Here is a 12,527-nt window from a genome sequence, read left to right on the forward strand (position 1 = left end):
CTACGTTCCCCCTTATTCAACCTTAATCTTACATACTAAAGATATACTAAAATGTAAGCGAATACATTATTCAATCTTCTGATTACTGACTCAATCCTATCATCTTTAATGAGCATTTCTTATTGCTCTAGTCATTCTAGATGGATCGGTATGCGCAGGGAAACCACAGCTCCCCGACCCGGAAAGGAAGTTAGCTTAACACCATACTCCTTACCATATTGCAAGACCAGCCTTGCATGGACATTAGCAATACCAAGCGAGTCCTGCTGCGTATCATTCTGTTCGACTGTAGCAGAAAAGTTGTCCAATTGCTCGGTTATCCGCTCAAGCTCACGTTCCTCTATTCCCGGTCCGTTATCCGCCACCTCAATGACGAGATCGGGACCATCATCATAGGCACTAATATTCACGATCCCTTCCCCACCTCTTGGCTCAATAACATATTTGACGGCATTTTCCACTATGGGCTGGAGAATAAATTTAACAACACGGCATTTATTGAATTTTTCATTGATAAGAAACTGGCTATGAAAATGCTTTGGAAAACGAACATGAATAATGTCCAAATATTTGCGAAGATGCCCCAGCTCTTCTTCGAGCTTCACTTCCATATCGGTAAATTTTGCGGAGTATCTGTACACATCCGCCAAATTACGCGATACCCTCTCAATGACCGGAACCTTTTCAAGATAGGCCATACCGGCAATAATACCTAGTGTATTATAAAGGAGATGGGGATTAATCTGATTCTGCAAGGCTTTAATCAATGTCTCCTTTTGCTTTAACAGCGCTTGCATTTCCTTCATCTGCAGCTTGGAATTCGTAACTAGCAATTCATCCAGCCGCTTAACCATGATATTAAAGCTATGAAACAGCTGCTGAAGTTCATCCTGCCCCGGCACGGATTCGGTTTGTACGCTTAGGTCACCCTTTGCCACCTGCCTCATCAGCCCTCTTAAGGTCAGAATCGGATTAACAAAACGATTAGACAGCAGCGGCACCATAAAAATGACTAGTAAAGTAATAATCCCAAGTACCCATAACATGGAAAGCCGTGCAGAGCTTAATCCTACCGCGACCTCAGCAAATGGAACTAACGATACGATTTGCCAACCTGTGACAGGCGATCGAGAGCTGCCAATTAAATACTCATCTCCCCGGAACATTTGAATAGAGGTCTCTGCTTTATCCGGGATTTGTAGTGTAGCCAACTCCGTCTGTTTCATCGGAAGCCCATTCCACTCTTCATTGGGGTGGTAGACGATCGAATTGTCTTCAGATAGGATGAAAAAAAATCCCGAGCCTCCCAATTGCGAGCTTTTGAAGGATCGGTCAATTTCCTGCAATGAGATATCCACAGCCAGAGTTCCAACTAATTCAATCGTTTCCTTATTATAAATGGGGAGTAGCACGGATATGACAGGTCTCCCATAGGCTCCTTCATATCTGGCAGTATGAGTAGGAAGAATCACGATTTCGGATGTGAGTGTCCGACCATACCAAGGCTCATCAGCGAACCGGTCCAGTTTACCGAAATATTGAGCCATGGAAACAATTTCATTGGATTTGGAGATGAGGAACATACCCTGGATTTCCGAATAATTCAAAGCCAGATATCTCCGCATTTCCTTTTCAATATTCTGTATATCCATATTCGTGTAGCTTTCACTGGTCAACCATTCTTGAATCGTATTATTTTGAATGAGGGAATGCGTAGATTGCTGGAGTTGGTGATAATAGTAGTCCAAATGATAATTCAAGCGTGCAGTCGCTTCATTCGAGATCGTGAAGAACTCCTTTTCCACCGCTTTACTGTAAAAGTAATTGGAAAACAGCCCTAGCAGCAGCACCGAAAATACACTTACACTGAGAAAAGCCAGCACCATCTTCATTTTGATTGATAATCTCCGCAGCGTTATATAACTGTTCATAAGCCTAATCGCTTTCTATACTCCACAGGAGTTAAGGTGACTATTTGTTTAAATATCCGGTTAAAATAAGCCAAAGAAGAGTAACCTATCATATCGGCAATCTCATAAATTTTCAAATCGGGCTCTTGCAATAGCTCTTTCGCCTTCCGAATCCGAACCAGATTCAAATAATTCAAGCAGGTTTGACCGGTTGTTTTTTTGAAAAGCATACTAAAATGTGAGACACTCATATGCGACATTTCCGCCAGACGAATCAAAGAGAAGTTTTCAAAGTAATGAACCTCCATGTATTCACATATTTTTTTTATGGAGGCATTCATTTGTTGACCTGCATATTTAGGATAGTTGAGTAGTAATTCTTTTATCAATTCGATAAAATATTTGTTGATCCCTGGCTCGTCCTCAGCAACCAACGGTATAAAGGTATGGTGGGGGTTATATGCTTGAAGCAGCCCATTCAATTTGGTTGATAAAATGGCTAACAGGCTTTTTCGCATACTCAATGTGGTTACCCTTAGCTTTAAAATCGAAGTTAACAAAGATTTTAGTTCAGTTAGCACCGCCTGCTGACCTATTTCGAACAAATGCTCAACGAACCTTTGGATATTCAATACCCCTTCACGAATCTCAGCCATGTCCTCCAAACGTTTGATTGATCTTGTCAAAGCACCGTGCAACTCCTCTTCATCGACTGGTTTCAATAAATACTCGGAAATACCAAAACGCATCAATTGCTTCGCGTATTGAAAATTGTCGTAACCGCTTACAACAATAGTAACAAGAGGCAGGTTTGCCTGGTGAATTTGCTCACTCAACCAAAGCCCGTTCTTACTAGGCATCATAATATCCGTAATAATAATACTCGGCCATTGCTCCTGAATGAAATCCCAGGCTTCCCCACCATTACTTACTTCGCCCACTACATTGAACAAGGGCTGGAACTTCTCCACCATTTCCACAATAGCATCCCTAATCCATACTTCGTCCTCAGCTACTAATACCTGAAACATCAGTCTAACCCCCAGTTTCTCAGAACCTCGCATCTTCTTTTAGAAAAAACCCAACCTGGTTAACGTCCACCAAATTGGGTTTGCTTATTCTCATGTTTATTCTATGAATCCGCGGCTCATATTTTTCCCATAAAAGATTTCATCCATTTCGGTTTTTAAACGGTCCGTAATTTCGTTCTCTTCTCCGGGCTTTAATTTTTCTTTGGAATAACCAAACAAATAATTGTTGATATCAAATTGCTTCAGTTTGCATTTGGTATGGAATATATTTTCCTGATATACGTTCACATCAATCATGTCGTATTGGTCAATGATCTCATCCGGGATATAATTTTGGATCGAGCTAATATCATGATCAATAAACAATTTGTGGCCGTGGATGTCTCTTGTGAAGCCCCGTACCCGATAATCGATTGTCATGATGTCTGTATCGAAGGAATGGATTAAAAAATTCAAGGCTTTAAGCGGGGAAATTTCCCCACAGGTGGATACATCGATATCTGCCCTGAATGTGCTGATGCCTTCATCAGGATGGTATTCAGGATAAGTATGCACGGTAATATGGCTTTTGTTCAGATGCATGACGACCGCTTCTGGAAGTGGTCCTGGGGATTCATCGAAGGACTCGGTTTTGGCTTCTACCGGCTCCTCCGAAATCAGGATCGTAACACTCGCTCCCTGCGGGTCGTAATCTTGACGGGCAATATTAAGCACATGGGCACCGATGATATTCGTCACCGTTTCCAAGATTCCTGTAAGTCTCTCCGCATTATATTGCTCATCGATATACTCAATATATGCTTGGCGCTCTTCTTTAGTTTTGGTGTAACAAATATCGTACATATTAAAGCTTAATGATTTCGTAAGATTATTAAAGCCATGTAATGTAATACGTTGCTCTGGTGTCAGCTTCACGATGAATGCTCCTCTTTTCTGTTTTAGTAGCAAGCTTAAGTTTATATATATTACCCAGAAAAATAAAGAGTTTATAAATTATTTACAAATACTTCATGCGATTACATCTGTTCAAGCCTTTCAATTCGCGATTGGATCGAAGGATGAGTGCTCCACCAGCTTGTTCGTGCCGCTCTCCGCTGTTTGCTAAAAGGGTTCACCATGTACATGGAAGCGGTCGCCTGCTTAGCTTGCTTGACGTCGAGCTCGCTTGTGCCAATTTTTTGTAACGCAGATTTAAGACCTGTTGCATTGCGTGTCAGCTCCACGGCTGTCGCATCCGCCAAATATTCACGGTTTCGCGAAACCGCCAAATGGACGAACCTCGCCGCGATCGGTGACAATATAATAAACACTAACGCGATAATCATAATCGCCGGATGTGACTTCTTATCATTGCCCCGCCGCGGGAAAAACAACATACGAATGCCTATATCTGATAATATCGCAATAACACCAATCAAAGCAATGCTGATCGTCATGAGACGAATATCATAATTGCGGATATGAGCGATTTCATGGGCGGCAATCGCTTCAAGCTCTTCACGGTTAAGCTGCTCCAATAATCCAGTTGTGAACGCCACAGCCCCCTTCTCCGGTTTAATTCCGGTTGCAAATGCATTAGGGGAAGGATCATTGACAATATAAATTTGCGGCATCGGGATGCGGGCAGGAATACAAAGCCCTTCCACAATGTTATAAAGCTGCCCGTATTCTTCACGGGTAGCAAGCTTGGCACCTGACATCCCAAGCACTTGCGCATTCGCAGATAGGTAAGTAATCGGAACATAAAATATAAGAATCACGGCCGCTAATCCTAGACCTAGGTATAGATCCCCATAGCCCAGATACCCTACGGCACTTCCTGCTCCCAGCACCAATAGGCTAAAGAGCAAGACAAGCCAGATTGTTTTGCGTTTATTTTGCTCAATTTGTCTATATAGCATATGCATCACCCTCTACTTTGCCGAATCCAGCGAGCCATCTGCTAAAATGTAATTTTGGGTACGATCTTTTCCTCTTCCGGAGTCACCAATAGCTGCTCTTCTTTGAAATTAAACATACCGGCAATCAGGCTGGAAGGGAAGGTTTCTCGCTTAATGTTATAATCGGCTACCGTTTTATTATACAACTGGCGGGAATATGCGACCTTATTCTCGGAATTCGCCAATTCCTCCTGTAGGCTAAGGAAGTTCTGGTTCGCTTTCAAATCCGGATAGGCTTCACCTAAGGCAAAAATAGATTTGAGCCCACTCTGGAGCTGGGTGTCGGCTTCAATCCGTTCATGTGGTGTGCCGCTGATCAGTTGGTTGCGGGCCTGGATCACTTTTTCCAGGGTTTGCTGCTCATGTTTGGCATAGCCCTTGACCGTCTCCAATAAATTAGGAATCAGGTCATGTCGACGCTTGAGCTGGACATCTATCTGGCTCCAGGATTCCTTGACCCAGTTGCGTAATTTAACCAGCCCATTGTAGGAGACTATCACATAAATGGCAATAAGAGCAATAATGCCAAGCGCAATTAGCCATTCCATATTGTATCATTCCCTTTCTTCTTTAGCCGATTCTAACTTTCAAAAGTAATGACCAGCTCAATAATTTCCGACCTGCTGCCAATGCGGATAGGCGGTCCCCATGTTCCATACCCTGAGGAGACGATGGCGTGGAGCTTGCCTTTTTTCAAATAACCCCAGTCCAGTTCAAACAGCCTTCGCGTAATGAAATGGTTAGGCATCATTTGCCCGCGGTGCGTATGTCCCGACAGCATCACATCAACGCCTGCTGCCTCTGCCAAATCCAACCGATGCGGCTGATGATCCATCAATATAAGCGGAATCGATTGATCCACATCTGCGAGCAAAGCATCCAGCTTCATTCTGCCATCCGGTCCTAGGCCCTCCGCTGCTTTATCCTTCCGGCCAATCACATAAAAGCTGTCGGCAATCCGTACCGAGCGATCCATTAACAGGTCAATCCCACTTGCACTCATTTGCTCGGCGAACTCTTGAATATGGCCGCCCATATACTCATGATTACCCAAAACCGCGTATTTACCCAACGGTGCCTTAAGCTGCTTCATGATATCGCCCATATTGTGGTGGATAAATGGCTTGATCTCATCATCGATCACATCACCCGGCAGCAGGATCAAATCCGGCTCCAACGCATTAATCTGATCCACGAGCACCTGAAGCTTTTTATTGCCCACAATCGTCCCTAAATGTAAATCAGAGGCTACCGCTATACGCAACTTGGCCAGCTTGCCTGCGCCTTTGGGAATAGTAATAGGATAGGTGCGAACGATGGGATGACTGGCATTCCATGAGCCACGAAGCATCAACAGCAATACCAGCAGGCAGAGCAGGCTCCCCAGGATTAGGATCGTGAGGGCAGGCTCCACGGAAAACAGCAATAGCCCTCCGGCGGCCAGATCAATAAAAGGCAGCAGCACAAAGCTGAAAAACATAATAGCCAGCCAATAAGCGCCAACCAGCTTTGTCAAGCTGGATAGCCAATAGGGCATATAACGCGAGCCCAACCGCCCAATTAAAAATGAAAAAACGACCAGCCAAAACAAAACCCAAAATAAAGTGAATTGCTCGATATGAAACACGCTGCCCAGAAATAACTGGATATGCCAACCAATATAATAATTAATAAGGGCAAACAAGCTTATAAATACAGCAATAATGATTATAAAACGCGGCTTCATCCTCTGACTCCCCTAGGTGTTAATATTCCTTTTTTATTTCTGATGCCGCCCATTGCTCAAAGGGGCGTTTATAGGCATCCGGCTTTAAAGGTTTCATCAAGAGCGAACGTCCTTCCATCGGCATAGCCAGCTGTTCGTATATAAATTGGTCATCAAACCCGATCGCAGCCGCATCTTCCTTCGTGCAGGCATAATAAACTGCATCAGGACGTGCCCAATAAATGGCTCCAATACACATCGGACAAGGCTCACAGCTGGTATAAATCACAGACCCGGTTAATTGAAAGCTGCCTAGATGCTTGCATGCTTCCCGAATAGCCTGCACTTCTGCATGTGCAGTAGGGTCATTATGTAAAGTTACATTATTGCTTCCCCTACCAATGACCTTGCCGTCCTTAACAACAATGGCTCCGAAGGGTCCGCCCAGCCCGCTTGTTACATTTTGCACCGCGAGCTCAATGGCTTCTTGCATCCATTTTTCTTTTTGAGTATCCATCCGCGCCAACCTCCTCTAATTGATAACCGTTAAAAAGATGATAGGTTTCCTTACCTCACTCCTAAGATATTTTACCTCACTTCCCTCATAAAACAAAGCGGAAAATGAACAAGCTCGATGCCGTAAAAAAGCGGTGTGGGTGGACTGGACATGATTCATAAGAGGTAAATGAGGTTAAAAATAGAGTAAACCGTTTCGTGGAGGAGGAAATTCACATGGCCAAAACTATTTATTATGTTTCCGTCGCAACGGGAATTATCGAGCAAAAGCAAGCGATGGAAGATTCCGCTAATTTTACGCATGAATTTGTCGTGGAAGCTACCGAAACCGAGATTAACACTTTACGCAACCTTTTCGAAAAGGAAGCTACCACTGAAGAAACAACCTTTAAAAGGGCTCCAATCCCTTATAAAACCGCCGACCATGATCCTGCTACCGAGGAATTTAATGGAGATATCCTGAATATATACCGGTTTTTGTATGAAATCGGAACTGCCGAAACCAAGCAGCATATTGAAAAAATGGGAATTTTGCCAAGACTACTCAGCCCTGATTACCATCATGAGGGGTATGAAGAGCAGAAAACAAAGGCCTAGCTCCTAGTTTTACCAAATGAACCTATGATAACTAATAATAACCCAAGAAGCACCTCAGCCTCCACTTAGATAGTGGTTTCTGAGGTGCTTCTTTTCAAGCAATAGCAAATCAAGCTGCTTGGCTTTACTATTGATTCCGCTCAACCAGCGCTCCACGAGTCGCAGCTTCACTGATTTGCTTCAAGCGCTTCATCAGCGGATTGGCGCCGCGCCCGAAATAATCATGCAGCGTACAATATTCCGCATACAGCTGGTCATACACAGCTGTATGCTCTGGAATCGGCTGGAACGTATCCTCTCTTACTCGCGCCATTTGTAACGCAGCATCGACGATATTGTCATACCCGCCAGCGGCGGAGCCTGCCGCCACGGCTCCGAACATCGCCGCACCCAGTGCTGGCGTTTGCGTCGAATCAGCGATTTTGATTTCGCGTCCAGTCACGTCCGCATAAATCTGCATCAGCAGCCGATTCCGCTGTGGAAGCCCACCGCATGCGTAAAGCTCGTTTACGGACACGCCATTGTCGGTGAAGGCATCGATAATTTTGCGTGTCCCAAACGCTGTAGCTTCCAGCAGCGCCCGATACATTTCCTCGGGCTTTGTTTGCAGCGTGTAGCCAACCATCATCCCGGTCAAATTGGTATCAACGAGCACAGATCGGTTGCCGTTCCACCAATCCAGCGCAAGCAAGCCGGTTTCACCAGGCTTATAAACCGCGGCCTGCTGCTCTAGCCATTCGTGCACACCAATTCCTTTATCGGAGGCTGCACGTTCGACATAAGCAGGCATCCCTTGCTCGACATACCACGCGAAAATATCACCAACGGCAGATTGGCCCGCTTCATAGCCATAATAGCCGGGAATGATCCCGTCCTCTACGACCCCGCACATGCCCTCTACCTGTTTCTCTGAATTATCCAACAACAGGTGGCAAATCGAGGTTCCCATTGCCATCACCAGCTTGCCCGGCTCAACAACGCCTACAGCAGGGACGGCGGCATGGGCATCCACATTCGCTACCGCTACGGCAATACCTGCGGGAAGTCCCATTTGCTGCGCCATCTCCGGCGTCAAGCCACCAGCTTTAGTACCTAGCGGATAGATCGCACCACGCAGCTTCGTATCCGTTAGATCTGCAAGCCGCGGATCCAACGCTGTCAAGAAATCAACAGAAGGATAGCCCTGCTCCTTATGCCAAATCGCCTTATAGCCAGCCGTGCAACTATTTTTGGCGATTTGTCCCGTCATGCTAAATACGACCCAATCGGCTGCCTCCAGAAATTGATCTGTCAAGTCATACAAATCAGGTGCTTCATTCAAGATTTGCCATACTTTGGCCAGCATCCACTCGGAGGAGATTTTGCCGCCATAACGTGCAAGGAACTCTTCTCCCCGCTGTTCAGCAGCCTCATTAATCCGATTAGCCTCATCCTGTGCCGCATGATGCTTCCATAGCTTAACCCAGCTGTGCGGGTTAGCCCGAAGCTCCGGATCAAAGCATAACGGAGTGCCCGAGCTGTCCAAAGGCAGCATCGTGCAGGCTGTAAAATCAATTCCAATCCCGATAACATCGGCAGGATCGATCCCGGATTCACGGATGACGGCAGGCACAGATTGACGCAGCACCTCCAAATAATCATCAGGATGCTGCAACGCCCAATCCGCCTCCAGCCGGAGACCTGAGCCTGGCAAGGTTTCGTCGATTACGCCATGCGGGTATTTCGTCACATGCGTGGCGACCTCCGCTCCGTTAGATATATCGACAAGCAGCGCCCTGCCCGATTCAGTACCGTAATCGACGCCAATTGCATACGTTTTTTTCATATTGAACGAGACCTCCGTAGCCATGCCTTATTTTTATCAAGCTCTATTTTTTGCCGTATAAAGGTCCAAAATTGTCGCATGCCCGAAAATCTGCCCCTGTGCGGTCATTGGCACCAAAAGCTGTCCAAGCGCTTGGCTGGAACAATTGCTCTTCAGACACATTGTGCATACTGACCGGAATACGCAGCATAGAAGCAAGCGTGATTAAATCGCTACCGATATGGCCATAGCTGACCGCACCATGATTGGAGCCCCAGTTATTCATGACGGAATATACGTCTTTAAAGGCACCTACACCTGTCAAATTCGGTACAAACCAAGTGGTCGGCCAAGTCGGATTACTACGTTGGTCCAGCTTATCATGAACATCATCCGGCAGCTCGACCGTATAACCCTCCGCTATTTGCAGTACGGGGCCAAGACCGGCAATTAAATTGATGCGGGCCATCGTTACGGGCATACCGCCACGAGTTGTGAAGTCGGTTGAAAAACCTCCGCCACGGAAGAAATCGACTGCCGGGCACCACTGTGTAGCCTCAAGAGATTGCTTGACCTCATCTTCCGTAATATCCCAAAAAGGCTTCATAGCCGGTTGCCCATCTATACTTTGTCTGCCCGTTCCGTCCAGCGACGCAGGACCGGAGTTAATCAGGTGAATAACGCCATCCTTCGCTCTGCCTTCGAGCTCTTTGCCTGTTACACGCTTCACGGCATCCGGGCTCCAATAGGTACGAACATCGGCGAAAATTTGAGCCGCATCCGTCAGCAAATGGCCAAACAGCATCGTAATTCCGTTTAACGTATCATTTTCTGTAGCGATCACATAGGGCTCACGAATGCCGTTCCAATCGAAGGAGCTCGATAGCATAGCTTCCATGAAATCGCCGTTCGGGAAAAAATCCGTCCAGGCCCGTTGGCCTTGAAAGCCGGCAGCAATGGCATTGCGGCCCAATGCTTCCTCGCCATAGCCAATCGTATCCAGATGTGGATTGCCAATCATCAGGTCACGCGCGATTAGCGTCATTTTGACAACGGTTTCCCAATCCTTATCCTTCTGCTCACGAGTCCGGGTAAGCTCAGGTGGGTTCACGTCGCCACCTTCCTTGCAGTTTTCCTTCGTCCAAACTAACGCCCGGTCGTACTCTTCTTTATCATAAATGCCAAGCTCCATCCGGCGCACAAATTCTGTCATATCGATATACTCGTTGCGCATGCCCAGATAATTCTGGAAAAAGCTTTCATCAGCGATACAACCGGCAATCCCCATCGACACTGAGCCCATCGACAAATACGATTTGCCGCGCATCGTTGCTACAGCCAAGCCTGCTTTGGCGAATTGAAGCAGCTTTTGCTGGACATCAGGCGTAATGGCGGTATCGCCAATATCCTGTACATCCTTGCCATAAATGCTGAAGGCAGGCAGTCCCTTCTGGTTATGTGCGGACAATGCAGCAGCCAAATATACGGCACCCGGACGCTCTGTTCCATTAAAGCCCCAAATCGCTTTAGGAATCGTCGGGTCTGTATCGATCGTCTCAGTCGGGTAGCACCAGGAAGGCGTTACGGTAATGCTGACGCCAACACCTGCACGTGCAAACTTCTCAGCCGTTCGCGCCGCTTCCGCAACACCGCCGATGCAAGTATCGGCAACTACACATTCCACGGGCAGACCGTTGGAGTGCCGTAGATTAGCCGTTAGGAATTCCGCTACCGCGTGCGCCATATTCATGGTTACATCCTCAAGCGATTCACGGATACCTCCGCGGCGACCATCTACAGTGGGGCGAATGCCGATTTTTGGCATACTGCCATTCAAACGATTAACTGCTTCTACATGTTTCATTAGTAAAGCTCCTCTCAGGATGGTAAAGTTTTAAGTGCGGGTTGTAAAATATCGCGGATTGGCTCCGGCTCCGGGCTGGCAGCGTCTCTATCCAAGCTTTTATCTAAACCTTTCTCCAAGCGGTGTAAAACAGTCTGTCCTGCCTTGATGCCAAGATCATAGGGCTTTTGATCCACATACATAATGCCAGAGTGCTTGAGCAGCCGGGCTGCTTCGATCTCGCCATAGGACGCAATTGCGATATCACCCGGAATATCTCGTCCGCTTTCGGTAAGCTCTACTAGAGCACCAAAGGTCATTTTATTATTGAAGGAAAGCAGTGCTGAAGGCGGTTTAGCCATTTGCAGAAAATAACGCACAGCCGCCCTTCCCCCAGCCTCGGTAAAATGGCCATCATATAAAAGCGCTGGATCATGCTCAAGCCCTGCTTCATGGATCGCCTTTAAGTAACCAACAAAACGATCCTGTCCCGTGCTTACACCCATACAACCGTTAATGACACCAATTACAGAATGACCAGCCAAGATCAGCTGCTTGGTAAGCTCGTAAGCTCCATATACATCATCCTCAGCCACGAGATCAACAACCGCTCCAGACTCAGATAACTCAAGCTCCAGTCTTCTGTCTACCAAAATAAAGCAAACTCCTGATGCGGCTAAGCGTGTAATTAGCTCCTCATTGCCTCCCGTAGTGGCGAGCACAATAGCATCGACCCTTTTTTCGACCATTAGATGGAGCAGCTGCTCCTCCTTCTCCGGCTTTTCATCAGAGCTACAAAACAATAAATGATAGCCTTGCTCCTGAACGATATCTTCAATCCCACGACAAATCGTCATAAAAAATGGATTAGATATGTCAGGAAGTACCACTCCAATCGTAAAGCTTTTATCCTGCTTTAAGCTTCTGGCAATCGCGTTGGGCTGATAATGGAGCTTAGTAACGGCGGCCATAACCCGTTGTTTAACCTCTCTACTTACATATCCGCTACTGTTCAACACCCGGGAGATCGTGGCTGTGGATACACCCGCCTCTGCCGCTACCTGCTTAATCGTTGCTTTTGCCAAGATAACAGCCCTCCTCAAGAATTTCAGTCAAGTAAACGATTACGTAATCGATTACATATAATATAAAACGTTTTGATAATCAGGTCAAGAGGCAAA

General features: G+C 46.3%; 11 protein-coding genes. 1 reads left to right on the plus strand and 10 read right to left on the minus strand.

Translation table 11 applies throughout. The features are described from left to right. Positions 1-131: 131 nt before the first annotated feature. From G9U52_RS29745 to G9U52_RS29775, 7 genes are all read right to left on the minus strand, one after another. Positions 132-1,931 carry a cache domain-containing sensor histidine kinase gene (locus G9U52_RS29745; protein WP_166154528.1) on the minus strand — a complete coding sequence of 600 codons (1,800 nt, stop codon included), beginning with the start codon at positions 1,929-1,931 and terminating at the stop codon, positions 132-134. Continuing rightward, positions 1,928-2,941 (minus strand): response regulator transcription factor, encoded by a 1,014-nt coding sequence (locus G9U52_RS29750; protein WP_166154530.1) that lies wholly within the window; start codon positions 2,939-2,941, stop codon positions 1,928-1,930. Before G9U52_RS29750 ends, G9U52_RS29745 begins: the two co-directional genes overlap by 4 nt. 96 nt (positions 2,942-3,037) lie before the next feature. Beyond that, positions 3,038-3,856: an adenosylmethionine decarboxylase gene (speD, locus tag G9U52_RS29755; protein ID WP_166154532.1), complete on the minus strand. Its 819-nt coding sequence runs from the start codon at positions 3,854-3,856 to the stop codon at positions 3,038-3,040. 101 nt (positions 3,857-3,957) lie between these two features. Next, positions 3,958-4,842 carry a M48 family metalloprotease gene (locus G9U52_RS29760; protein WP_166154534.1) on the minus strand — a complete coding sequence of 295 codons (885 nt, stop codon included), beginning with the start codon at positions 4,840-4,842 and terminating at the stop codon, positions 3,958-3,960. Between the two features lie 41 nt (positions 4,843-4,883). Next, on the minus strand, positions 4,884-5,429 hold the full coding sequence (locus tag G9U52_RS29765; RefSeq protein ID WP_166154536.1) for a LemA family protein: 546 nt from the start codon (positions 5,427-5,429) through the stop codon (positions 4,884-4,886). 32 nt (positions 5,430-5,461) lie between these two features. Further along, a complete protein-coding gene (locus tag G9U52_RS29770; RefSeq protein ID WP_166154538.1) occupies positions 5,462-6,607 on the minus strand; it encodes a metallophosphoesterase in 1,146 nt (381 codons plus the stop codon). Between the two features lie 19 nt (positions 6,608-6,626). After that, the gene (locus tag G9U52_RS29775) at positions 6,627-7,103 is read right to left on the minus strand and encodes a nucleoside deaminase (protein ID WP_166154540.1); all 477 of its coding nucleotides are present in this window, start codon (positions 7,101-7,103) and stop codon (positions 6,627-6,629) included. A 215-nt stretch (positions 7,104-7,318) separates the two neighbouring features. Between G9U52_RS29775 and G9U52_RS29780 the strand changes: the two genes are divergently transcribed. After that, positions 7,319-7,699, plus strand: a complete 381-nt coding sequence (locus tag G9U52_RS29780) for a hypothetical protein (RefSeq protein WP_166154542.1) — start codon at positions 7,319-7,321, stop codon at positions 7,697-7,699. Between the two features lie 127 nt (positions 7,700-7,826). Here G9U52_RS29780 and G9U52_RS29785 read toward each other — a convergent pair whose 3' ends face one another. Genes G9U52_RS29785 through G9U52_RS29795 form a run of 3 tightly spaced genes read right to left on the minus strand, consistent with a single transcriptional unit; the run spans position 7,827 to position 12,431 of the window. Continuing rightward, complete coding sequence (locus G9U52_RS29785; protein ID WP_166154544.1) at positions 7,827-9,524, minus strand: ribulokinase; 1,698 nt, start codon at positions 9,522-9,524, stop codon at positions 7,827-7,829. Positions 9,525-9,567: 43 nt separating this feature from the next. Next, entirely contained in the window at positions 9,568-11,367 is a 1,800-nt protein-coding gene (locus G9U52_RS29790; protein WP_166154546.1) for an L-fucose isomerase, read from the minus strand. A gap of 14 nt (positions 11,368-11,381) precedes the next feature. After that, complete coding sequence (locus G9U52_RS29795) at positions 11,382-12,431, minus strand: LacI family DNA-binding transcriptional regulator (RefSeq protein ID WP_166154548.1); 1,050 nt, start codon at positions 12,429-12,431, stop codon at positions 11,382-11,384. Positions 12,432-12,527 lie beyond the last annotated feature (96 nt).

This window comes from Paenibacillus agricola, assembly GCF_011440305.1.
GTDB classification, from domain to species: domain Bacteria; phylum Bacillota; class Bacilli; order Paenibacillales; family NBRC-103111; genus Paenibacillus_S; species Paenibacillus_S agricola.